The following is a 22,622-nucleotide window of genomic DNA, read 5'->3' on the forward strand; positions in this document are numbered from 1 at the left end:
GTCATTGTCGGTAGAGGAGGGCCCGGACCTCGGCCTCTGCGGCGTGGATCCGGTCGGGATCGATGGTCTCACCGTGGTCGTAGGCGTCGAGCAACCGGGGGTCGATGTAGCTCTGCCGGCACACCGTCGGGGTGTTGCCGAGCTCGTCGCTCGCGGCCTTCACCGCGTGCGAGACGGCCTTCTTCCGCTTCGCCTGCGACGACTGCGGCCCGGCCTTCGCCAGGTCGACGGCGGCTGCGACCGTCCCGTGCAGCGTGCGGAAGTCCTTCGCGGTGAACTCGTCGCCGGCCCGCTCCTTGACGTAGGCGTTGATGTCCTCTGCCGAGAGCGGCTCCCACTCCGCGCCGCGACGTTCCCGGAACGAGAGCAGCCGGGCGTTCGGTCCGCGGCGCTTCATCCCGGAGATGACCGTCGCGAGATCCGGGTCGTGGATCGTGGAGGACCACTCCTGCCCGCTCTTGCCCGGGAAGTCGAGCTCGATGTCGTCGCCGGAGACGTGCGCGTGGGCGCAGAGCAGCGTCGACAGCCCACGGCTGCCGTGCTCGCTCGCGTAGCGCTCCGAACCGACCCGCAGCGATCCCTGGTCCAGCATCCGGAACGCCGCGGCGAGTGCCCGCTGCCGGTCCGGTTCCGGACGGCGGAGGTCCTGCGTGACGAAGCGCCGCGCAGTCGGGAGCGACTCGGCGAGGGCGAGCGCGCGGTCGTACTTGATCCGGTCCATCCGCTCGCGCCACGACGGGTGGTACACGTACTGCCGCCGACCGGCACCGTCGACGCCGGTGGCGAGGATGTGGCCGTTCGGGTACGGGGAGATCCAGACGTCGTCCCACGCCGGCGGGATCACGAAGTCCTCGAGGCGGCGGCGCTCGTCGGGGTCGGTGACGGTCTGGCCGTCGGGGTCCCGGTAGGTGAACCCGCTCCCGTTCCGGAGGCGGTGGTAGCCGCGACCGGAGGTCGCGGAGCGGCGGAGGCGTGTCACCCGACCGAGCCAACTCCCCCGTGCCTGGGACGCACCACGGGCGGACTGGAGGCACGGCGCACGTCCGGCACCGCGCCTCCCGTCCGACGGCCCGTCAGGGCCACCACCGGCCACCAGCGCCCGCCAGGGGCGTCTTCCGTCACCGGGAGACGCCCCCGGGAACACGAAAGCGGGGCCGAGCCCGAAGGCTCGACCCCGCTGACGCAGGCAACCGGAGTTACTTGAGGATCTTCTCGACCGTACCGGCGCCGACCGTACGACCACCCTCACGGATGGCGAAGCGGAGGCCCTCTTCCATGGCGATCGGCTGGATCAGCTCGACCGTCATGGCGACGGTGTCACCGGGCATGACCATCTCGGTGCCCTCGGGCAGCGTGATGACGCCGGTGACGTCCGTGGTGCGGAAGTAGAACTGCGGGCGGTAGTTCGCGTAGAACGGGTTGTGACGCCCGCCCTCTTCCTTCGTCAGGATGTACGCGTTCGCCTGGAACTCGGTGTGCGGCGTGACCGAACCCGGCTTCACGACGACCTGGCCGCGCTCCACGTCCTCGCGCTTGAGGCCACGGATGAGCAGACCGGTGTTGTCACCGGCGACCGCCTGGTCGAGCAGCTTGCGGAACATCTCGATGCCCGTGACGGTGGTCTTCTGCGTCGCGCGGATGCCGACGATCTCGACCTCCTCGTTCAGGTTGAGCGTGCCACGCTCGACACGACCGGTGACGACCGTGCCACGACCAGTGATCGTGAAGACGTCCTCGATCGGCATGAGGAACGGCTGGTCGGTGGCGCGCACCGGGTCCGGCACGTGCTCGTCGACCTGGGCCATGAGGTCCTGGACCGACTTGACCCACTTCTCGTCGCCCTCGAGCGCCTTGAGCGCCGAGACCTGCACGACGGGGGCGTCCTCGTCGAACTGCTGCGAGCCGAGGAGCTCGCGGACCTCGAGCTCGACGAGCTCCAGGATCTCCTCGTCGTCCACCATGTCGGACTTGTTCAGCGCGACGACGATGTACGGGACGCCGACCTGGCGGGCGAGCAGCACGTGCTCACGCGTCTGGGGCATCGGGCCGTCGGTGGCGGCGACCACGAGGATCGCGCCGTCCATCTGCGCCGCACCCGTGATCATGTTCTTCACGTAGTCGGCGTGACCGGGGGCGTCGACGTGCGCGTAGTGACGCTTCTCGGTCTGGTACTCGACGTGCGAGATGTTGATCGTGATGCCGCGCTGGCGCTCCTCGGGAGCGTTGTCGATCTGCGCGAAGTCGCGGGCCTCGTTGAGGTCCGGGTACTGGTCGTGCAGAACCTTGGTGATCGCCGCCGTGAGCGTGGTCTTGCCGTGGTCGACGTGACCGATGGTTCCGATGTTGACGTGCGGCTTGGTGCGCTCGAACTTGGCCTTGGCCACTGTGGGTCCTCCTCAGGACTCGGAAGCGACACCCCCGGCCGGCCCTGGATGGGCTGGAGCCGTTGGTTCGCGGTGTGTGTCTTTACTGTACTTGGTGACGAGGGGCCCGTCGCCGGGCACCCTCGCCTGTGGAGAGACGCTTGAGCGTCACTCCCCCGCGTTCTTCGCGATGATCTCCTCGGCGACCTTGGCCGGGACCTGGCTGTAGGTCTCGAAGGTCATCGAGTAGACCGCACGACCAGAGGTCTTCGACCGCAGGTCGCCGACGTAGCCGAACATCTCGGACAGCGGCACGCTCGCGCGGACCACCTTGACGCCCGAGGCGTCCTCCATCGAGGCGATCTGGCCACGACGGGAGTTCAGGTCACCGATGACGTCGCCCATGTACTCCTCAGGAGTACGGACCTCGACGGCCATGATCGGCTCGAGGATCGCCGGACCGGCCTTGCGGGCCGCTTCCTTGTAGGCGATCGAACCGGCGATCTTGAACGCCATCTCGGACGAGTCGACGTCGTGCGCCGCGCCGTCCTTGAGGGTCGCCCGCACGCCGACCGTCGGGTAACCGGCCAGGATGCCGACCTGCATGGCGTCCTGGATACCGGCGTCCACCGACGGAATGTACTCGCGCGGGACACGGCCACCGGAGGTCGCGTTGACGAACTCGTAGACCTTCTCGCTCGTGACCTCCATCGGCTCGAGCGCGATCTGCACCTTCGCGAACTGACCGGAGCCACCGGTCTGCTTCTTGTGGGTGTAGTCGTAACGCTCGACGACCTTGGTCAGCGTCTCGCGGTAGGCCACCTGGGGCTTGCCGACGCTGGCCTCGACGTGGAACTCGCGCTTCATGCGGTCGACGAGGATGTCGAGGTGGAGCTCGCCCATGCCCTTGATCGTCGTCTGACCGGTCTCGGCGTTGAGCTCGACGCGGAACGTCGGGTCCTCTTCGGCGAGCTTCTGGATGGCCGTGGAGAGCTTCTCCTGGTCAGCCTTCGTGTTCGGCTCGATCGCGACCTCGATGACCGGCTCCGGGAACGTCATCGACTCGAGGACGACCTGGTTGGTCGGGTCGCACAGGGTGTCACCGGTGGTGGTGTCCTTGAGGCCGATGACCGCGTAGATGTGACCAGCGGTCACGTTGGCGACCGGGTTCTCCTTGTTGGAGTGCATCTGGAAGATCTTCCCGATGCGCTCCTTCTTGCCCTTGGTCGAGTTGATGACCTGTGCACCGGACTCGATCGAGCCGGAGTACACGCGGACGTAGGTCAGACGACCGAAGAAGGGGTGCACCGCGACCTTGAACGCGAGAGCCGAGAACGGCTCGGTCGCGTCGGGCTTGCGGATGATCTCCTTCTCCTCGTCCTTGACGTCGTGGCCGATCATCGGCGGCACGTCGAGCGGGGACGGGAGGTAGTCGATGACGGCGTCGAGCATCGGCTGGACACCGCGGTTCTTGAACGCGGAACCGCAGAGGACCGGGTAGAGCGTGCTGCTCACCGTGAGGGCACGGATCGCGGCCTTGATCTCGGCGACCGAGAAGTCGGTGTCGCCCTCGAGGTAGCGCTCCATGAGGACGTCGTCCGCCTCGGCCACGCGCTCGATGAGCTTCTCGCGGTACTCGGCGGCACGGTCCTGCAGGTCGGCCGGGATCTCTTCGATCTCGTACTTCGCGCCCATCGCGACGTCACCCTTGGCGTCGCCGCGCCAGGTGAGTGCACGCATCTGGACGAGGTCGACGACGCCTTCGAACGAGCTCTCGGAACCGATCGGCAGCTGGAGCACGAGGGGCTCCGCGCCGAGGCGGTTCACGATGGTGTCGACGGTGTAGTAGAAGTCGGCGCCCAGCTTGTCCATCTTGTTGACGAAGCAGATGCGCGGGACGTCGTACTTGTCCGCCTGACGCCACACGGTCTCGGACTGGGGCTCGACGCCCTCCTTGCCGTCGAAGACGGCGACCGCACCGTCGAGGACGCGGAGCGAACGCTCCACCTCGACCGTGAAGTCCACGTGACCGGGGGTGTCGATGATGTTGATCTGGTTGTTGTCCCAGAAGCAGGTCGTCGCGGCCGACGTGATCGTGATGCCGCGCTCCTGCTCCTGCGCCATCCAGTCCATCGTGGCAGCGCCGTCGTGGACCTCACCGATCTTGTGCGTGATGCCCGTGTAGAACAGGATGCGCTCGGTCGTCGTGGTCTTGCCGGCATCGATGTGCGCCATGATGCCGATGTTGCGGACCTTGTTCAGGTCGGTGAGCACGTCCTGTGCCACAGGGTTCCTCCGGAAGAGTTGTAGGAGAGGTTGGCGGCCGTCCGGGCGCCGGGGTTCATGACCGCCGGCGCCCGAACGGTGCCGGGACTACCAGCGGTAGTGAGCGAAGGCCTTGTTCGACTCGGCCATCTTGTGCGTGTCCTCGCGGCGCTTGACCGCGGCACCGAGACCGTTCGACGCGTCGAGGATCTCGTTCATGAGACGCTCGGTCATCGTCTTCTCGCGACGGGCCTTGGCGTACGAGGTCAGCCAGCGGAGCGCGAGGGTGTTCGCGCGGTGCGGCTTGACCTCGACCGGGACCTGGTAGGTCGAGCCACCGACGCGGCGGCTACGGACCTCGAGGGTCGGACGGACGTTGTCGAGCGCCTTCTTGAGCGTCGCGACGGCGTCCTGCTGGTTCTTGGCAGTGACGCCCTCGAGTGCACCGTAGACGATGCGCTCAGCGAGGCCCTTCTTGCCGTCGAGCAGGATCTTGTTCACGAGCTGGCTGACGATCGGCGCACCGTAGACCGGGTCGGCGACGACGGGACGCTTGGGGGCGGGACCCTTACGAGGCATCTAACTCAACCCTTCTTCGCGCCGTAGCGGCTACGAGCCTGCTTACGGTTCTTCACGGCCTGGGTGTCCAGGGCGCCACGGATGATCTTGTACCGCACACCGGGGAGGTCCTTCACACGACCGCCACGGACGAGCACCATCGAGTGCTCCTGGAGGTTGTGGCCCTCACCGGGGATGTACGCCGTGACCTCGGTGCCGTTCGAGAGCTTCACACGAGCGACCTTGCGCAGTGCGGAGTTCGGCTTCTTCGGGGTGGTGGTGTAGACGCGGGTGCACACACCACGCTGCTGGGGGTTCGCCTTCAGGGCGGGCGCCTTGGTCTTGGTGACCTTCGGCGTACGACCCTTGCGAACCAGCTGCTGAATAGTAGGCAACTGTTCTCCTGGTTCTTCGCTCGTGCTCTCTGGCCGGCGCGATCCGCCGGCTTCCTCGTCCCACGCTGATCACCGCCGGACGGCGGATGGTCGAGTGGGGGACGGAGTGGTCCGGCTGGGCGATGTCGCTCGCCGGACTTTTCGGGCGCGCCCTAAGGCGCACACCCGATAGAGACTACCCGCGTAACGGGACGAAATCAATCCGGGGCAGGGCGGGGACGGACACCGTCACGAGCCGGTGTCGGAGGACCCGTTGCCCACCGCGGACCGGAAGGTCGCACCGTCGGCGGTGAAGCCGGAGATGTAGCCGCTCGCGTTGACGTTGAGTGGTCCGGCCGAGGCGGTCCCCGTCCCGCCGGCGCCCGCGATGTCGGCCGTGAACGTCGCCTTGCCGAACGTCGTCGTCGAGACGAGCCAGCCGTTCGAGGTCCAGTCCCCGATCGAGACCGTCGGGCGGGAGTCGAGCGTCCACTTCTGGTTCGTGTACGTGTAGGCCGGGTTCTGGCCGTACGCGTAGAAGCTGCACCCGGCCGGTGCGGCGTCGGTCGAGGCGATGCACCCGTCGACCCAGGCGTCCACCGCCCGTTTCGCCGCCTGCTGGCCCGCGTCGGTCAGCGTCGTGGTCAGCTCGACCGGCGTCGACGTCGGGGTGTCGAACCCGCTCACGGTCGCCGTGCCGTCGTCGGCCTGCACCCACTTGCCGCCGTCGAGCGCGACGTCGTAGGTGCCGGGCAGGGCTCGGAGCCGCGCGGTGCCGTCCTTCGCCGTGGTCGTCGACCCGCCGGCCACCTCGACGGTCGCGCCGCCCGGGCCACGGACGTCGACGTCGACCATGCCGAGGTCGGGCGCCTGCAGCTCCCAGATCGGGAACACGCCCCAGTCGGTGCCGGCCTTGTCGAGGGTGAACCTCGCGGCGACGTCCTGCCCGCCCTGGCGCAGGTAGGCACTGACCGTCGCCGTGTCACCGTCGTCACGGACCGCGGCGATCCGGTAGCCGGTCGGCTTGGCCGTGGCCTTCGCGTAGGCCGCGTCGGTCAGCAGGACGTCGGACTCCTCCGCGTCGATGCCGGCGTCGTCGAGTGCGTCGTCGACCTTGCCGGCGACCACGTCGTCGAGGAACGCGCGCACCGGGCGGTCGGCGGAGTGCGTGGACGACCCGATCAGGGACCCGGCGATGCCGCCGACCAGCAGCAGCGAGAGCACCACGATGCCGGCGACGATCCCGACGACCTGGCCACGGCGGAGCTTCCGGCGCGGCCGCGACCGACGCGCGCCGAGCGGTGCGCCGAACGGTGCTCCGAGCTGCGGGTCCTGCGGTGCGTCCTGCGTCCCCCGGATCGTGGCGACGGGCGGCACCGACCCCCAGCCGTGCTGGTCCGGATCCGGCGTCTGCTCGTCGCTCATCGTTCCCCCGTTGCGTGTCCGCGTGCCCCGCGAGACTACCGCGCGGAGTGGTCCTCGCCCGCGATCGTGGACTCCGTCCGGGTACCGCGCCCGTCGGACGCGGTGCTGGTCCGCGCCTGGTGCCGGGCCATCGAGATGCCGCCGATCACGGACAGCAGCGCGACCACGACCGAGCCGACGACGAACGGGCCGAGGGCGTAGCCGGCGGGGAAGACGAGGAGCTCGGTCACGTCACCGCGGATGAGCGTGTAGCCCACCGCCCCGACGCCGAGCATCACGAGGTACGCCGTGGCAGCGGCCACCAGACCGGTCACACCTGGGTTCCCGTCTCGGGCGCCGACCGCGGTCGCGAGGAACACCACGAGTGCTCCGCCGATCACCATGGCCGGGCCGAGGTACGGGGTCGCGTCGGGCTGCGAGATGACGTCGGTGTCGGCGAGCAGCGACTCGAACCCCGTCACCGCGATCACGAGCGCGATGAAGAGGATCGACGTCATCGTCGCGATCAACCACCGGGACATGCGTCGATCGTATCGCCGCAGGGCTGATCAGCGGGAGGACTCCGCGTGGTCCGCGCGATCGGGCTGGACGGCGTGGTCGTCGGCGGCCTGGTCATCGGCGGCTCGGTCGGCCTGCTGCTGGTCCACCTGCTCCTGCGCCGCCGCCACGAGGGCGAGTGCGATCGTCGCGGTGATGATCGGGACCGTCTCGGTCATCGGGGCGGGTGCGGCTTCCGTCGTCCCCGTCGATCCGGCCTGGAGGCCCGTGGCCGCGTCCGACGCGGGCGTCGCCTCGACCTCGTGGTCACGCAGCGCCGGTCCGATGATCGGCAGGACCGCCGTCGTGGCCGGCGGTTCGGTGTGCAGCACGGTCGCCTCGACCGGCGTCGGTTCGCCCCGCTTCGCGGCGCGACGAGTGCGCGCCATCTTCACCAGGACGACGACGGCGACGACGGCCCAGATGCCGTTCACGATGGTCGACGGGATCGCGTGGTGGGCGGCGACGTTGACCGCGACCGCGAGGCCCCCGACCAGGTTGAAGAGCTGGTAGAGCGGCCCGTTCGGGATCTTGCCAGTGGAGAAGAGAATGTAACCAGCAAGAACGGTTACAGCTCCGAACCAACCGAGGAATTCCACGATTCCGACCAACACGCGCGACTCCGGGCACGACGAGGAACGGCCGATTCGAGCCGACCGTTCGAGAGAGGATGAGCAGCCGTGAGCACGGCGTCGGGAGCATCGTACGCACACCGACGGGTGTCGCGGAAGGGGGTCCGGCGTGGCGCGTCCGACCCCAGTCCGCGGGGGTCGGCTCAGCCCTTCGCGGTGGTGTCCGTGTCGGTCGTCAGGACGTACACGTAGCCGCCGAAGGTCCACGTCGTCGAGGCGGCTGCGGACGCGTCCGCGGAGTCCTGCGACGCCGACGACGAGACCGTGTTCACGAGGAACAACCGCGCGCCGTCCTGCAGTCCACCGACGAAGGCCAGCGCCTGGTCGAAGGAGCCGTCCACCGACACCGAGACCGGGATCGCGGAGAAGTTCTTCCCGGAGATCGCCGGGTCGGTGGCCGTCGTCGCTCCGGTCGTCGGCGCAGCGGTCGCCGAGGCGCTCGCCGTCGCGGTCGCCTCGTCCGTCGCGGCGGCGTCCTCCGTCGACGCTGCCGGCACCGGTGCGGTGTAGGCCACCGCGTCGGACGTCGTGATCGCCGAGACCTTCACGCCGGATCCGGCAGCCACCTTGTCGACCGCGCCGTAGAACGAGGACATGCTCGCGCTGCCCGGCACCGAGGCGGTCAGCTTCGCGAGCTCGGCCTTCAGCGCGGGAAGCGACTTGGATCGTTCCTTCAGCCGTGCGAGTTCCGCGGCGGTGGTGCGGTTCGTCGCGTCCACCGAGGTCTGCTGGACGTGGTCGTTCGCGGCCTGGGCCAGCTGTGGCTGGACGCCGAGGAAGAAGCCGGCGAGCGCCACCACGACCATCGCCATCACGGCGATCAGCATGTTGAGTCGGTTGCGGGTCATCTCACTCGCCCTTGTCCTGGTACTTGCCGTCGTAGGCGGCGTCGTCGACGTGGATCGTCATGTTCACCGTGTAGGTGCCGGTCGTCTCGTCGAGGGTGACCGAGTTCGCGGTCGCGTCGACGAAGCCCGTCAGGCCCTTCACTGCATCGAGCCACTCCGGGACGGAGGGGAGCGTCGGGCTCTCGGCATCGATCGTGAGCGTCGCGACCCGTTCGCCCTGCAGCGGGGTGTCCGCCTGGGCGTAGGCCTCGAGCGGTGAGGCGGAGTCGATGCTCACACCGGTGATCTGCACACCGGACGGGAGCGAGGACTTCAGCGAGCCGAGGTAGGGCTGCCAGGCGATCTCGGTCGAGCCCCCGACGGACTGCGCGGCCTCGCGGAGGGCCGTTCCCGCCTCGGTGTCGCGGACGTCCTTGTACGTCGCCTGCTGCTGCAGGAGCGAGAGCGTCTGGTTCTGCGCGTCCGTGAGGTCGTCGTGGGCCTGTCCTGCCAGCAGGGTCGCTGCGCCGGTGCCGATCCCGACGACGACAGCCACCAGGGCGACGCCCGCCCACATGCGGCGGACGACTCGGCGGCTGCGCCGGTCGGCGAGGACCTCGGTGGGCAGGAGGTCGGCGCTCGGACGGCCGCCGATGACGACCTCGTTCGCGCTCCCCCGGCTCTGCCGCTTGGCGCGCTCGGCACTCTCGGCGGCCACACGATCCGCCGCGTCGACCTGTGCGGCGCCCTTCCGACGGCTGCGTCCGCTCGGCGTGCGGGCCGGCTTGGCCTTCGTCGTCTGGCTCATGCTGCTCTCCCTCCGGCAGCGAGACCCCAGGCGACGGCGATGGACGCACCGTGGGCGTGGAGGTCCTCGACTCGGATCGACTTCGCGAGCGCGACGTTCGCGAACGGCGCTCCGAACCGCACCGGGGTCCTGGTGAACTCGGACAACGCGTCGGCGAACCCGGGCAGGGCCCCGCCGGCGCCGCCGAGCAGGATCTGTCCGACCGGCTCGGTCGGGTGCGTGTTCACGAAGTAGTTGATGGTGTTGCGGAGGCTGGCGAGCAACTCGCTCACCGTCTCGCGGACCGCGGCGACGGCGAGGGCGTCGTCGCTCGTCTTGGCCGTGAGCGGGTCCATGCCGAGGTGTCGCTTCACCGCTTCGGCGGAGCCCTCGTTGATCGAGAGCCGGCCGGCGAGCATCCGCGTGATGTCGTCGCCTCCGGTGGGGATGATGCGGACGAACTTCGGGACGCCGTCGGTCACGACGACCACGGTCGTCGTGTTCCCACCGCACTCGACGATCGCCACGGTGCCGCGCTGGTTCGCCGGGGCGAGCACCCGGGCCAGGGCGAACGGGATGAGGTCGACACCGACCGGGTTGAGGCCGGCGGTCTGCACCGCGCGGACGTTTGCGAGCACGGCGTCCTTCACGGCAGCGATGAGCAGGCCGCTGATGGTCGGGCCGTTCTCGCCCATGCCCTCGCCGGTGGGGTAGAAGTCGAGGATCGCGTCGCCGACGGGGACCGGGAGCATGTCCTGGACCTGGAAGGGCAGGGACTCGCGGATCTGGGCGATGGGCGCGCGCGGGACGGTCAGGTCACGCGACAGCACGCGCTGGTTGCCCATGCCGAGCACGACGTCCTTGGAGCGGAAGCGCCCGATGGACCACAGCTGGCGGAGCGCTCCGGCGACGGTGTTCGGTTCGACGACCTCGCCCTGCCGGGTCGCCCCCTCGGGCACGGGGACCTCGGCGAAGCGCACGATGGTCGGCTTCGGTCGGTCGGGGTCGTGCACCTCCACCGCGCGGATCGCTGCGGCGCCGATGTCGACGCCCACGATGCTCTTCGGCATTGCTGGTCCTTCCGTGACCGTTTCGGGTCGGTCTGATGGATCGGTTCGGGTCCGAGGACGCGTCAGGCGAGCCCGAGGACGCCCAGGTAGAGGTCCCACGCGGGCACGCCGACGGCGATGCCGAGCCAGGCACCCGCGAGCATCCAGGGGCCGAACGGGATCCCGCTCCGGCGGCCCGCCCGGCGCACGGCCAGGAGGACGATTGCGAAGGTACCTCCGAGCAGGAAGGCCCCGAAAGAACCCACTGCGAGGGGTCCCCATCCGAGGTACGCCAAGACGAAGCCGAGCACGCCGGCGAGCTTGACGTCACCGAGACCCATGCCGCCGGGTACCGCGAGTGCGAGCCCGAGGTACACGGCACCGAGCACAACGAGACCGATCAGGCCGCGGAGCGCCGCGCCCCAGTCGCCGGAGACCGCGGACGCGGCGAGGAGCAGTGCCGGCAGGACGATGTACGCGGGCAGCACGATGCGGTTCGGCAGCGTGTGCGTGTCGAGGTCGATGAGCGTCAGCGAGATGCTGATCGCCATCAGGTACAGGAACGCGACGAGGATCACGGCACTCTGCACGGCGCCGCGCACGCCCCCGGCATCCGCGAGGGGCGACCACGGCGCGAGGACCGAGAACAGCGCGACGGCGACGAAGAGGAGGCCCGTAGCGGCTTCCACGAGCGGGTAGCGCGCTGAGATCGGCTCGTGGCAGTCCCGGCACCGGGCGCGCAGGAGGACCCACGAGAGCACCGGGACGTTGTCGCGGGACCGGATCTCGTGTCCGCAGCCGGGGCACGAGCTGGCCGGGGCGACGACGGACATCCCCGCAGGGACGCGGAACACGACGACGTTGAGGAACGATCCGATGGCCAGGCCGAGGAGGCCGACGAGGACCGTCACGAAGGGAGCGAGCGAGGTGAGCGCGGTCATGGTCACTTGCCCGTCGGGGTGCCGTCGGCCCGGAACGCCGTCGCCGACTCGGTCTCCGTCGTCACGCCGTACGTCGTGGACACCGGCTGCAGGAACTTCGGTGGCGCCGAGGTCTTGAGGCGCGTGTCGTAGCCGTAGGCCTTCGCGTAGGCGGTCAGCAGCCCGTTGGTGTACTGGCTGCGGACGGCACCGCGGAACTGCTGCGCGATCGACCCGTAGATGGTCAGCGTGCCGAGGTTGGAGCCGTACTGGTAGTTCTGCACGTTGAAGGTGCCGAGGTTGCTGGCGACCGCCGCGTCGATCTCGATGTTCTTGGTCGCGGCAAGGTTGCTCGAGTACGAGGTGCTCCCCGTGTTGCACGCCGTCTTCGAGGTGTTCGAGTACGACGAGCAGGAGACGGGGTTGTAGACCGACACTGCCTTCTGCCCGACGAGGCCGAGCATGTCGTCGGACGTCCGACCGTTCTGGTAGATGATGTTCCCGGTCACGTAGAGGAAGTTCTCGGCTGCGAGGGTCATCTGCCCTCCGAACGACCCGGACACGAACGCGTCACCGCTCCGGCAGCCGTAGTACCCGGCATCGCCACGCGTTCCGGTGAACTCGCTGGTGAGGGGGTACCCGAGCCCGTTGCCGTAGTCGGAGCTGCTCGAGGTGGTGGTGACAGGTCGTCCACGTCCGTCGTACGTGGTGGTCGTCGTCTGCACGTTCTGCTGGCAGTACACCGGCGATCCGGAGGTCACCGTGCCGTTGACCGTGCCCGAGGGCGTCGCGCTCGATGCCCAGTAGTTCGGGTCGCCGACCGTCGACGGGACGCTCTGCACGTAGACGAGGTTCGACGGGAGGGTCGGGATCACGGCGCCGGAGCCGTGCAGGTCGGCGACCGAACCGCACAGGGCGCTGTTCTCGGTCCCGCCGGTGATCGCGCCGCTGGCCGTGCCCTGCAGCTGCGTCTTCAGCGTCCACGGGGAGACCACGCGCATCTTCCCGCCGGCCAGGAAGGTGATCGACGTCGGGCCGGTGTAGATGCAGCCGGGCTTCGCGACCTTGTCCGTGATGTCGGTCCGCGCCTCCTGCTTCATGTTCGCGTTCGTGCTCGGCATCGGCAGCGTCCCGACCGTCGAGATCTTCCCGCCCTTGAACGTCGTCGAGCTCCGGCACGCGGAGTCGACCGAGGTCGCCTTGCTCGTGTAGAAGAAGTCCGCGGGGCCGGTGTCCTGCACGGTCGAGTTGAAGGTCGCTCCGCACGCGGTGATGACGTCGTTCGTGCGGACCGGGCCGTCCAGGGTGTCGCCGCTGGCGAACGTGACGGCCTCGCAGCTGCTCGACGTCCAGTCCGAGTCGTTGCGGTGGTTGGAGGTGCAGCCGGCCCCCGTGAGGCTCGGGTCCTGCGACTCGTAGTTCGTGAAGTAGAGGTAGTTGACGAAGCCGTCACCGCGGAGGTCCACGACGATGGTCCTCGTGGTGGATCCGGCCTTGCCGGTGACCCGCAGGCGGACCTTGCCGGTCGTCGCGTAGTCGGAGTTGTCGACCTCGTACCGGTAGAACTGGTCGGTGCTGCCGACGACGCTCGCCCAGGTGCCGTTCGTCGCGACGCCGAAGGCCTTGTTCGTCGAGTCCGCGGTGAAGGTACTCGTCGCGGAGAACGCCGTGCGGACCCCGTAGTTGACGTACGCGTTGTCGGCCGCGAGCCGGCCCTGGTAATCCGAGAGCCCGGCGTAGGCGGCGGCGATCGCCTTGTTGTAGTTCGTGTCGGTCGTCGCCTTGGTCGCGCCGCTGGTCGCCGTCGCGACGACGAGCGAGAGCACGATCATGAGCACCGCGCCGAGACCGATGACGGCAGCGAGTGCGACGCCCCGTTCGTCGTCGCGAGCGCGCAGTCCGCGGAGGATCCGGATGAGCATCATGACTCCGTCGCTGCGCCGTAGTCGAGGTTGCGCAGGTTGATGGTGGCGTTGAAGGTCGTGTCGTTCGCGGTCGTCCCGTTCGCGGATCCGACGGCCAGGTTGATCTCGACGGAACGGATCGAGTCGAACGTGGCCGAGGTCGGGGTGATCGGGCTGTCCAGGACGTCGTTGTAGAGGAACTGGGTCGTGTTGGTGCCGGTCGTCCGGACGACGTCGGCGAGCCACAGTGTCCGGGTGGCGCCGGTGAACGTGCAGTACCCGCCGACCGGGCAGGCCCCCTGCTGGAGCTGCATGCGCAGCTTGCTCGACACGATGTCGACCGTGACCTTCGTCAGTCCGGGCTGCGCCGTCGACAGGTCCACCGCGGAGTAGAAGGTCAGGCCGGTCGCCGTGGCGCGGGTGAACGCGGGGTTGAGCTTCGCCTTGCTCTCCTGCCAACGAGACGCCTCGCGGAGGTACCGGCTGAGCTGGGTCATCGAGGTGGTGCCCTGTCGCGTGCTGTCGTTCACCGCTGCGACCGTTCGTTGGGCCTTCGTCATGGACACGAAGAAGCTCCCGACCAGGGTGAGGAGCAGCGACGTCACGAGCATGGCGACGAGCAGTTCGACCAGGGTGATCCCCCGCTGGTCCCGGTGCAGCCGTCGGATGAGCGCACGCATCAGCCGGCCGGCCTCGGGTCGACCATCACGACGCCGCCGTTCACGACGCCGTTGCTGACCATCGCGGTGTTCGACGTCGTCAGCGTGAGCGCGGTCGTCGTCGCGCCAGCGGTGGATCCCGTGTACAGCTTCCACGTGCCCCACGGCAACGCGATCGTCATGCTGTCCGTGGTGGGCTTCGGGAACGCGAGGGTCATGCCCGTCGCGCAGCCGGGGTCTCCGGTGATCGGCGTGGTGGTCACAGCGGTGAGGAACAGGGTCTTGCTCGGCTTCGAGAGTGTGATCGCACCCATCGACACGTCGATCGGGACTCCCGCGGCGCCGGGCGGCGTGGCCGTGCCCTTCTTGCCCGCCTTGTTCGCGGTCGTCCAAGCTCCCGGCTCGGGGCTCAGGCAGGTGGCCGACGCGGTCGAGGACGTGTCGGCGGCGTACAGCCCGGCGACGGCCTGGTACCCGGACGGGTACGGGAAGAGCGACGCGCTCGTCGGGGAGTTCGGGAGCACCGTGGTGCCGGATGTTGCGTTCGTGACCGACAGGGGCAGGTTCGTCGGGAAGATCGCGCTACTCGCCGGGCTCGTGCCGTACTTGAACGTGTACGACGCGGCCTTGTCGAACGTGAACGCCGCCGCTCCCGAAGCGCCGGCGGAGACCGTGACGGACTGGCTGGAGGGGCTCGCCTGCTGCGTGGAGTCGATGTACCCGGTACGCGCGATGGACACCTTGTAGGTGCCGGCGGGGACACCGGAGGCGTAGGTGCACCCCTCGGCGTCGGTGGCCGGGAACGTGACGCCGGCGGGACCACCGCTCACGGTCGGCACGATGCCGGACAGCCCGACACCGTTCGCGTTCGTGACCCCGACGAGGATCGAGCCGGTGGTGTCCGAGTTGATGTTCGTCAGCGGTGCGATGGCGCTCGACATCGTCACCTGCTGGGTGCCGGAGGTGGTGGCGCTGGTCTTCCAGCTGACCGTCACCGTCACGGCCTTGTACGACAGGCTGCCGTCGCCGGTGCCGCAGGCGGTCGCCGCGCCGGACGAGCGGGTCCACGACACCTTCCGGGCCAGGTCGAAGCTCCGGCTCCCGACCGTCACGGACTTGGTCGCGCTCTTGATGTCGAAGATGCTCGGGGTGTCGCGGAGGTCGTCGATGTCCTCCATCGCGACCGTCGACGCGACCTCGCGTGCGCGGGTGTCCGTCGAGAGGACGAGGGACGAGGTGATCCCGACGGCGATGCCGGCGGCGATCAGAGCGAAGATCGTCATCGCGACCATCACCTCGATGATCGTGAAACCGTCTTCGTCGTCACGGGCGGAACGCAGTCGCTCGGCGATGCGCGAGATCATGGCGTTCCTTTCGGTTCGGACGGACAACGGGGAGTCACGGCGCCTGCGCCATGACTCCCCGTCGCTTCGACTACGGCTTCTTCGTGAAGACGCCAGCGGCGCAAGTGCCCTCGGCGACGCCGGACGCATCGGTCGCGCCGAACGTCTTACCGGTCGCGGTGCTCTTGCCCGAGATGCAGAACGCGGTCTTGTCGGCGTTCACCGAGTACGCGAGGGTCGTGTCCGCGCCAGCAGTGCTCCCCGCGGCCTTGTAGGGGTCAGCGGCAAGGGCCGCGGCGTCGAGCGACGCGGGGTACGTGCCGGTGTCCGAAGACGTGACCACGGTAACGATCGCGGTCTTCGCGTTCGTGATGTCGGACTTCACAGCCGAGTTCTTCGCGTTGTTCTGCACGCTGATGTAGACCGGGATGGCGATCGCGGCGAGGATGCCGATGATGATCACGACGACCAGGAGCTCGATGAGGGTGAACCCCTTCTCGTCGTCCTTCAGGAGACCCTTGCGGCGAGCGTCGAGCTTGCCCATGAGAGCGAAGTACATGATTGATTCCATTCTGCGGGGAATGTTGGGGGATGATTTCGGGGCTTGCTCGGCCGCCGCACATCAGCGTATTCGGGGCGATTCGAGGGTGTAATCCCGAGAACGGGGGGCAACCCGGGCACAAAACACCCCCAGTGCGGGGGATGCGCGAATTGCACACCGCCCCCGCATGGGGGTGGAATGGCCTAGGAAGCGTTCTGGACGACGTTCGTGATCTGGAAGATCGGCATGTACAGCGCGATGATCATGCCGCCGACGATGACCCCGAGGAACGCGATGAGGAGCGGCTCGATCAGCGACGTCAGGGCATCCGTGGTCGCCTCGACCTCGGCGTCGTAGAACACCGCGATCTTCTCGAGCATGATCTCGAGCGAACCGGCGTCCTCACCGACGGCCACCATCTGCGTCACCATCGTCGGGAAGACGGTTTCCTTCGACAATGGCTCCGCAATGGATTCACCCTTTCGCACGGATTCTGCGACATTGTCGAGCGCACGTTTCACGACGAAGTTGTTCGACACTTCTCCGACGATGCGCAATGCCTGCAGAATGGGAACGCCGGCACCGATCATGTTCGAGAAGTTCCGGGCGAAGCGAGCAATGACGATCTTCTTCTGCAGTTCACCGAACACCGGCAGCCGCAGCGTGATGGGGTCGACGAAGGCTCGCACCCGGTCGGTGTTCTTGTTCACGCGCCACCAGAGCCAGAACGCGGCGATGGCGATCGCGAGCGGGATGGCGATGAACTTCATCGCGTGCGACATGTACACGAGCATCATCGTCGGCAACGGCAGCTTGCCGCCGAGCGACGAGAACATGTCCTGGAAGATCGGCACGATGAAGATGAGCATGATCGCGACGGCCAGCAGCGACATCACCAGGACGACCACGGGGTAGGTCATCGCGGACTTGATCGTGGAACGGAGCTTGTGCTCCTTCTCGAAGTTCGTCGCGATGGAGTCCATCGCCTGGTCGAGGAACCCACCGGTCTCACCCGCGCGGATCATGTTGATCATGATCGGCGGGAAGTCCACCGGGTACTTCGCGACCGCGTCGGAGAACGAGACACCACGCTCGACGTCGTCGCGGACCTTCCCGAGGATGTCCTTGAGCTTCTTGTTCTCGGTCTGGTCGCTGAGGATCGTGAGTGCGCGGAGCAGCGAGAGCCCCGAGGTGAGCATCGTCGAGGCCTGGCGCGACATGATCGCGAGGTCCTTCAGGCCGACGCCCTTCTCGAACCCGGGAATCTTGATCTCGGCCTGCAGCCCGGTGCCGGCCCGTGCTTCGGTGATCGCGATCGGCGAGACGCCCATCCCCCGGAGCCGCTGGACGACGGCCCCCTCGGACGATGCGTCGAGGCGACCCTTGACGAGCTTGCCGGCGCCGTCCCGGCCGCGGTAGTCGAACGCGAGCGACATCAGTAGCCTCCGGAGAACTTGTCGCCGAAGTCGATGCCGCTGGCGGCGATCGCGGCGGCGGATGAGTCGGACGGGGACTCGACGCGCTGCACCAGCCGGTCGAAGCCCTCTTCGTCGTGCACCTTGTCCATCGCGGCCTTGCGCGAGATCGTGCCGACGTTGACCAGTTCGGCGAGGTCCTGGTCCATGGTGTGCATGCCCAGGTCACGCCCAGCCTGCATGGCCGAGGTGATCTGGTAGGTCTTGCCCTCGCGGATCAGGTTGCCGATGGCGGGGGTGATCGTCATGATCTCGGTGGCGACGACCCGCCCGACGCCGTTGGCCTTCGGCACCAGGGTCTGGCAGACGACGCCCTGCAGGGTCGCCGCGAGCTGCGTGCGGATCTGTCCCTGCTGGTGGGGCGGGAACACGTCGATGACACGGTCGATGGTGCCGGGAGCGCTCTGGGTGTGCAGGGTCGCGAAGACGAGGTGCCCGGTCTCGGCGGCGGTGAGCGCGACGGAGATGGTCTCGAGGTCGCGGAGCTCGCCGATCAGGATGACGTCGGGGTCCTGGCGCAGCACGTGCTTGAGCGCGGCCGCGAAGGAGTGCGTGTCGGCGCCGACCTCGCGCTGGTTGATGATCGCCTTCTTGTGCTCGTGCATGAACTCGATCGGGTCCTCGACCGTCACGATGTGGTCGGCACGGCTCTCGTTGACCAGGTCGATCAGGGCGGCGAGCGTCGTGGACTTGCCAGAGCCGGTGGGGCCGGTCACGAGGACGAGGCCACGGGGCAGGCCGGCGAAGTCGCCGACGTGGTCGGGGATGCCGAGCTGCTTGAGCGTCTTGATCTTCGTGGGGATGATGCGGAAGGCCGCGCCCCAGTTGCCGCGCTGCTGGTAGTAGTTCACGCGGAAGCGGTACTCCGGCGACAGCGAGTACGCGAAGTCGAGTTCCTGCTCGTGGTCGAACTGCCCCATCTGCTCGGTGGAGAGCAGCGTCTTGAGGGCGGCGATGACCTTGCCGCGCGACCACGCGCCACCCGGCACCGCGGGACGGAGGGCCCCGTCGACGCGGACCGTGGGCGGGGCGTCGGCGGTGACGTGGAGGTCGGATGCACCCTGGTAGACGACCTGGGCGAGCGCGGTGATGAGGTCGGGGTCGGCGACCTCGCGTGCGTGACGTGAGAAGTCGACGTCACCGGCGGAGGTGGCAGCAGCCGGGGCGGGTGCTGCCGGAGCGGCGTAGTGCGACCCGCTGTACGGGACGGCGGGCAGCTGCTGGGTCGGCGCTTCGGCGTACCCGTAGGTCGCGGTCGACGACGGCACCGCTGCGGGCGGGGTCGCCGGTGCGGCGAGGGGCTGCGCGACGGGCACGGCGACGGGTGAACCCGTCGGCGCGGGCCAGCCGGCGGTGTCGTCGCCGAGGTCGTAGACCTGTTCCGGGGAGGCCGGAGCAGCAGCAGCGAGCCGGGCCGCGCGGCGCGAACCGACCTCGGCACCGGGGGCACCCGGGTGCCACCCGGCCACGGGCTCGTCGCCGGGCGTGGTGATGTCGTACACGGAGTCAGTCATCTTCTGGGCCTTCCACCGGCTACGCGACCACGCGCAGGATCTCGTCGACGCTCGTCATGCCGAGCTGCACCTTCTCCCAGCCGTCCTGCCGCAGCGTGAGCATGCCCTGCTCCTGCGCGACCCGGCTGATCTCGGCGCTCGAGGCGCGGGTGACGGCGAGGCGTTCGATCTCCTCGGTCACGGTCATGACCTCGTGCAGGGCGATCCGGCCGCGGTACCCGGTGTGCGAGCACACGGCGCAACCGACGGGCGCCCAGAACTCGGGCATCTCCTCGCCGGGGCGCAGGAAACCGAGCGAACGGAGCTGGTCGGCCTCGTACACCGCGGGTGCCTTGCACCGCTCGCAGAGCCGCCGGGCGAGACGCTGGGCGACGACGGAGTCGAGGGCCGAGCCGACGAGGAAGGGCTCGATGTCCATCTCGGTCAGTCGGGTGATCGCGGACGGTGCGTCGTTGGTGTGCAGGGTGGAGAGCACGAGGTGACCGGTGAGCGATGCCTCGATCGCGATCTGCGCGGTCTCGTGGTCACGGATCTCACCGAGGAGCACGACGTCGGGGTCGGAACGCAGGATGGACCGCAGGGCGGAGGCGAACGTCAGGCCGGCCTTGGGGTTGACCTGCACCTGGTTGATGCCGGCCATCCGGTACTCGACCGGGTCCTCGACCGTGATGACGTTGATCTCTGGCTTCGCGACCGCGTTGAGGGTCGTGTAGAGGGTGGTCGACTTGCCCGAACCGGTCGGCCCGGTGACGAGGATCATGCCGTACGGCTTCGAGTACGACCGCTGGTACGCCTCGAAGTTCCGCTCGAGCAGGTTGAGGTCCTTCAGCGTCAACGACGTGTTCGTGTTGTCGAGGATCCGCATGACGACCTTCTCGCCCCACACCGTGGGCAGGGTCGCGACGCGGAGGTCGATCTGCCGGCCGCCGTGCCGGACCGACATGCGGCCGTCCTGGGGCTTCCGACGCTCGGCGATGTCGATGTCGCTCATGATCTTCAGGCGGCTGATGACGCCGTTCTGGATGTTCTTCGGTGCCGGGGCCATCTCGTGCAGCACGCCGTCGATGCGGTACCGCACCCGGACCTCGTGCTCGCCGGGCTCGATGTGGATGTCGGAGGCGTGGTCCTGGATCGCCTGCGAGACGAGGAGGTTCACGAACCGGACGATCGGGACGTCGTCGAGGGCGCCGTCGCCGATGTCGACCTGCGCGTTCGCGGTCGCCGAGGCCTCTTCTTCGAGGGAGGACGTCAGGTCGTTGAGCTCGTCGTCGGCGCGCAGGTAGCGGTCGAGCGCGGCGGCGAGGTCGCGCTCCTCGACCTGCAGGGGCTTGATCGTCCGACCGGAGGCGGCGCGGGCGTCGTCGAGCGCGAGCACGTTCGTCGGGTTGACCATCGCGAGGATGAGGAGTTCGCCCTCGAACCCGACACCGAGCACCCCGTGCCGACGGCAGAGCGCGGCCGGGAGCATCGAGACGGCGGTGCCGTCGACCGGGTAGTCGGTCAGCGGGACGGTGCGGGAGTTGTTCGACGCGGCGCGTGCGGTGATGTACTGCGCCTCGCTGACGACGCCCTGGTCGACCAGGCCACGGATGGCGCGTTCGTCGAGGTCCTCGTCACCCGTCATCGAGTCGAGGTGCTCGATCGGCAGGGCGCCGTTGAGGATGAGGATCTCGGACAGGGTCGCCATGGGCCCCCTACCTCCTTGGACTCGCGCACGGCGAGACGTCGTCGGGTGGTGCGCCACCAGGGGTGTGGCGCCCGACCACGCTACTTCCGCGACACTCGTCGACCGCAGTCCCAGAAAGAGGGGGCGGAGGGGGTCCCGGTGCACCCAGAACAGGGGTCCCCGCCGGGGAACTCCCCGGTCAGAGCGAGGTCGACGCCGTGACGTGGACCTCGCCGGCGACGAACCCCATGCGCTCGTAGATGCGCCCGGCGCCGCTCGGGTTCTCGGCGTCGACGTGCAGCACGGCGGCGGACAACCCGTCGGTGCGGATCGCTTGCAACGAGGCGTCGAGGACGATCGGTGCGAGCCCGAGTCCGCGCGCCGACCGGACGACCCCGACCCAGTGCACGTACCCGAACGACCGACCGCGAGCAGCGAACCCGTCGGGGTCGACCTCGACGATCGCGAACGCCAGGACCGATCCGTCGGTGCCGAGGACGACCCGCGACAGGTCGAGCCGGCTCTTCGTCGCGGTGAGGAACCCGCGCCAGTCCGACTCGACCATGGGCTGAGACCCCCAGTGGTCGCGGAAGGCGTCGTTCTTCGCGACACGGAGCGGCTCGATGTCGTCTGCCGTCGCAGCGCGCACGACGAAGCCGGCAGGGACCGGCGGCACGGAGGACGCCGAGGCGGCGCCGTCGAACACGACCTGCATGTCGACCCAGTTGCGCGTCGGCTCGAACCCGAAGCGCGCGGCGAGCCGCAGCGAGGCCGCACCGGCGGGACCGCCGACGTCCAGGGTCGCGGGCACGTCGAGGTCCAGGGCAGCCAACTGCTGGCGCGCGCGACCGACCTGCCACGCGAGTACCCGACGGCCGATCCCCCGCCCCCGGAGGTCGGGGTGGACAGCGCCCTCGAGCACCGCCCGTGCCGCGGTGACACGGGAGGGGACGTCGATGACGATGCCGTAGGCCTGCACATGCCCGTCAGCATCAACCCCGACCAGCGTGTCCCGAGCGACGTCGAGCCCTTCGGTGGACAACGACCGGTCGATGTCCGCTGTGGAGGGATGCGCGTGCGGGTCGTCGACGGCCGCCGCGGCGACGGCCACGGCGTGCAACTCCTCCAGGTCGTCCCGCGTGCCCGCGCGGAACGTCAGCTCACCCACCGGCACCGGCAGCTCGAGGTGTGCAGGGGCCGTGATCCGTTCGCGCAGGGTCGCCATCCCACCAGCCTGCCAGCTGCGCCGCGGAGCGCGGAACCCGCAGAAAGGCCCTCGACGAGCGGGGTCGCTCGGGGACATGATGAGTCATGGACATCACGAGCGTGACCGTGGGGCTGCCCGTCACCGACATCGAGGCGTCCTGCCTCTGGTACGGCGCCGTGTTCGAGCGCACCGAGCCGGACCTCGAACCCGAGGACGGCGTCGCCGAGTACGAGGTCGGCGGCATCTGGATCCAGCTCTACGAGGACGACTCTGCTGAAGAGAACCCCGTCAGCGTCCGGTTCGGCATCGACGACGTCGCCGCACAGCACGCCCGGATCGGCGCGCTCGGCATCGACATCGGCCCCGTCGAGTGCGTCGACGGCGCGGTCAACTGGTTCGACGTCCGCGACCCCGACGGCAACGTCCTCAGCCTGTTCTCCCTGGTCGACGAGACCGGTCGCGGATCCGGTCGCGACAGCGGCGCCGGTCGCGCGATGTAGACGCGACCGGTGACGGCCTGGAGGCCCGTGGCGGCCCCGCGCCGCGCCTCCCGTCCGTCACCTGGTGACCACACGA

General features: G+C 68.8%; 21 protein-coding genes. 1 reads left to right on the plus strand and 20 read right to left on the minus strand.

Going from position 1 to position 22,622, the window contains the following annotated elements; all coding sequences use genetic code 11:
- Position 1: 1 nt before the first annotated feature.
- The 20 genes from EDF19_RS06940 to EDF19_RS07035 form a co-directional block, all read right to left on the minus strand.
- Positions 2–979 (minus strand): DNA topoisomerase IB, encoded by a 978-nt coding sequence (locus EDF19_RS06940; protein WP_123680187.1) that lies wholly within the window; start codon positions 977–979, stop codon positions 2–4.
- 217 nt (positions 980–1,196) lie between these two features.
- Complete coding sequence (gene tuf / locus EDF19_RS06945; protein WP_123311734.1) at positions 1,197–2,384, minus strand: elongation factor Tu; 1,188 nt, start codon at positions 2,382–2,384, stop codon at positions 1,197–1,199.
- 147 nt (positions 2,385–2,531) lie between these two features.
- Positions 2,532–4,649 carry an elongation factor G gene (gene fusA, locus EDF19_RS06950; RefSeq protein ID WP_123680188.1) on the minus strand — a complete coding sequence of 706 codons (2,118 nt, stop codon included), beginning with the start codon at positions 4,647–4,649 and terminating at the stop codon, positions 2,532–2,534.
- An 87-nt stretch (positions 4,650–4,736) separates the two neighbouring features.
- Complete coding sequence (gene rpsG, locus EDF19_RS06955; RefSeq protein ID WP_071259751.1) at positions 4,737–5,207, minus strand: 30S ribosomal protein S7; 471 nt, start codon at positions 5,205–5,207, stop codon at positions 4,737–4,739.
- A gap of 5 nt (positions 5,208–5,212) precedes the next feature.
- Positions 5,213–5,581, minus strand: coding sequence for a 30S ribosomal protein S12 (gene rpsL, locus EDF19_RS06960; RefSeq protein ID WP_017885540.1), 369 nt, complete (start codon positions 5,579–5,581; stop codon positions 5,213–5,215).
- Between the two features lie 228 nt (positions 5,582–5,809).
- Positions 5,810–6,985 carry a hypothetical protein gene (locus EDF19_RS06965; protein ID WP_123680189.1) on the minus strand — a complete coding sequence of 392 codons (1,176 nt, stop codon included), beginning with the start codon at positions 6,983–6,985 and terminating at the stop codon, positions 5,810–5,812.
- 35 nt (positions 6,986–7,020) lie between these two features.
- A complete protein-coding gene (locus EDF19_RS06970) occupies positions 7,021–7,506 on the minus strand; it encodes a DUF6121 family protein (RefSeq protein ID WP_123680190.1) in 486 nt (161 codons plus the stop codon).
- Between the two features lie 27 nt (positions 7,507–7,533).
- Complete coding sequence (locus tag EDF19_RS06975) at positions 7,534–8,121, minus strand: hypothetical protein (RefSeq protein WP_123680191.1); 588 nt, start codon at positions 8,119–8,121, stop codon at positions 7,534–7,536.
- A gap of 176 nt (positions 8,122–8,297) precedes the next feature.
- Positions 8,298–9,002: a hypothetical protein gene (locus tag EDF19_RS06980; protein ID WP_123680192.1), complete on the minus strand. Its 705-nt coding sequence runs from the start codon at positions 9,000–9,002 to the stop codon at positions 8,298–8,300.
- A gap of 1 nt (position 9,003) precedes the next feature.
- Positions 9,004–9,789: a hypothetical protein gene (locus tag EDF19_RS06985; RefSeq protein ID WP_123680193.1), complete on the minus strand. Its 786-nt coding sequence runs from the start codon at positions 9,787–9,789 to the stop codon at positions 9,004–9,006.
- Complete coding sequence (gene pilM, locus EDF19_RS06990) at positions 9,786–10,838, minus strand: type IV pilus assembly protein PilM (RefSeq protein ID WP_123680194.1); 1,053 nt, start codon at positions 10,836–10,838, stop codon at positions 9,786–9,788. Before pilM ends, EDF19_RS06985 begins: the two co-directional genes overlap by 4 nt.
- A gap of 62 nt (positions 10,839–10,900) precedes the next feature.
- Positions 10,901–11,758, minus strand: a complete 858-nt coding sequence (locus EDF19_RS06995; RefSeq protein WP_185022724.1) for an A24 family peptidase — start codon at positions 11,756–11,758, stop codon at positions 10,901–10,903.
- 2 nt (positions 11,759–11,760) lie between these two features.
- A complete protein-coding gene (locus EDF19_RS07000) occupies positions 11,761–13,662 on the minus strand; it encodes a hypothetical protein (protein ID WP_123680196.1) in 1,902 nt (633 codons plus the stop codon).
- On the minus strand, positions 13,659–14,321 hold the full coding sequence (locus tag EDF19_RS07005) for a PilW family protein (protein ID WP_123680197.1): 663 nt from the start codon (positions 14,319–14,321) through the stop codon (positions 13,659–13,661). Before EDF19_RS07005 ends, EDF19_RS07000 begins: the two co-directional genes overlap by 4 nt.
- Positions 14,321–15,664, minus strand: a complete 1,344-nt coding sequence (locus tag EDF19_RS07010; protein WP_185022725.1) for a prepilin-type N-terminal cleavage/methylation domain-containing protein — start codon at positions 15,662–15,664, stop codon at positions 14,321–14,323. The genes EDF19_RS07005 and EDF19_RS07010 overlap by 1 nt, the downstream gene beginning before the upstream one ends.
- Positions 15,665–15,734: 70 nt before the next feature.
- A complete protein-coding gene (locus EDF19_RS19500; protein WP_185022726.1) occupies positions 15,735–16,202 on the minus strand; it encodes a prepilin-type N-terminal cleavage/methylation domain-containing protein in 468 nt (155 codons plus the stop codon).
- Positions 16,203–16,387: 185 nt separating this feature from the next.
- Positions 16,388–17,620, minus strand: coding sequence for a type II secretion system F family protein (locus EDF19_RS07020; RefSeq protein ID WP_123680199.1), 1,233 nt, complete (start codon positions 17,618–17,620; stop codon positions 16,388–16,390).
- Positions 17,620–19,173: a type IV pilus twitching motility protein PilT gene (locus EDF19_RS07025; protein ID WP_123680200.1), complete on the minus strand. Its 1,554-nt coding sequence runs from the start codon at positions 19,171–19,173 to the stop codon at positions 17,620–17,622. The genes EDF19_RS07020 and EDF19_RS07025 overlap by 1 nt, the downstream gene beginning before the upstream one ends.
- Before the next feature lie 19 nt (positions 19,174–19,192).
- Positions 19,193–20,860 carry a GspE/PulE family protein gene (locus EDF19_RS07030; protein WP_123680201.1) on the minus strand — a complete coding sequence of 556 codons (1,668 nt, stop codon included), beginning with the start codon at positions 20,858–20,860 and terminating at the stop codon, positions 19,193–19,195.
- Positions 20,861–21,038: 178 nt separating this feature from the next.
- Positions 21,039–22,064, minus strand: a complete 1,026-nt coding sequence (locus EDF19_RS07035) for a GNAT family N-acetyltransferase (RefSeq protein ID WP_123680202.1) — start codon at positions 22,062–22,064, stop codon at positions 21,039–21,041.
- A gap of 86 nt (positions 22,065–22,150) precedes the next feature.
- Between EDF19_RS07035 and EDF19_RS18800 the strand changes: the two genes are divergently transcribed.
- Complete coding sequence (locus EDF19_RS18800; protein ID WP_148071052.1) at positions 22,151–22,546, plus strand: VOC family protein; 396 nt, start codon at positions 22,151–22,153, stop codon at positions 22,544–22,546.
- The last annotated feature ends 76 nt before the right edge of the window (positions 22,547–22,622 follow it).

The sequence above is a fragment of the Curtobacterium sp. PhB115 genome (assembly GCF_003752025.1).
Taxonomy (GTDB): Bacteria; Actinomycetota; Actinomycetes; order Actinomycetales; family Microbacteriaceae; genus Curtobacterium.

Coding starts and splice junctions, on each gene's coding strand:
- EDF19_RS07010 (WP_185022725.1), bottom strand. CDS start 15,664: ATGATCTCGCGCATCGCCGAGCGACTGCGTTCCGCCCGTGACGACGAA.
- EDF19_RS06980 (WP_123680192.1), bottom strand. CDS start 9,002: ATGACCCGCAACCGACTCAACATGCTGATCGCCGTGATGGCGATGGTC.
- EDF19_RS07005 (WP_123680197.1), bottom strand. CDS start 14,321: ATGCGTGCGCTCATCCGACGGCTGCACCGGGACCAGCGGGGGATCACC.
- EDF19_RS06985 (WP_123680193.1), bottom strand. CDS start 9,789: ATGAGCCAGACGACGAAGGCCAAGCCGGCCCGCACGCCGAGCGGACGC.
- EDF19_RS06970 (WP_123680190.1), bottom strand. CDS start 7,506: ATGTCCCGGTGGTTGATCGCGACGATGACGTCGATCCTCTTCATCGCG.
- EDF19_RS07030 (WP_123680201.1), bottom strand. CDS start 20,860: ATGGCGACCCTGTCCGAGATCCTCATCCTCAACGGCGCCCTGCCGATC.
- EDF19_RS07035 (WP_123680202.1), bottom strand. CDS start 22,064: ATGGCGACCCTGCGCGAACGGATCACGGCCCCTGCACACCTCGAGCTG.
- EDF19_RS07000 (WP_123680196.1), bottom strand. CDS start 13,662: ATGATGCTCATCCGGATCCTCCGCGGACTGCGCGCTCGCGACGACGAA.
- EDF19_RS18800 (WP_148071052.1), top strand. CDS start 22,151: ATGGACATCACGAGCGTGACCGTGGGGCTGCCCGTCACCGACATCGAG.
- EDF19_RS19500 (WP_185022726.1), bottom strand. CDS start 16,202: ATGTACTTCGCTCTCATGGGCAAGCTCGACGCTCGCCGCAAGGGTCTC.
- pilM (WP_123680194.1), bottom strand. CDS start 10,838: ATGCCGAAGAGCATCGTGGGCGTCGACATCGGCGCCGCAGCGATCCGC.
- EDF19_RS06995 (WP_185022724.1), bottom strand. CDS start 11,758: ATGACCGCGCTCACCTCGCTCGCTCCCTTCGTGACGGTCCTCGTCGGC.
- EDF19_RS06965 (WP_123680189.1), bottom strand. CDS start 6,985: ATGAGCGACGAGCAGACGCCGGATCCGGACCAGCACGGCTGGGGGTCG.
- EDF19_RS07025 (WP_123680200.1), bottom strand. CDS start 19,173: ATGACTGACTCCGTGTACGACATCACCACGCCCGGCGACGAGCCCGTG.
- rpsG (WP_071259751.1), bottom strand. CDS start 5,207: ATGCCTCGTAAGGGTCCCGCCCCCAAGCGTCCCGTCGTCGCCGACCCG.
- EDF19_RS07020 (WP_123680199.1), bottom strand. CDS start 17,620: ATGTCGCTCGCGTTCGACTACCGCGGCCGGGACGGCGCCGGCAAGCTC.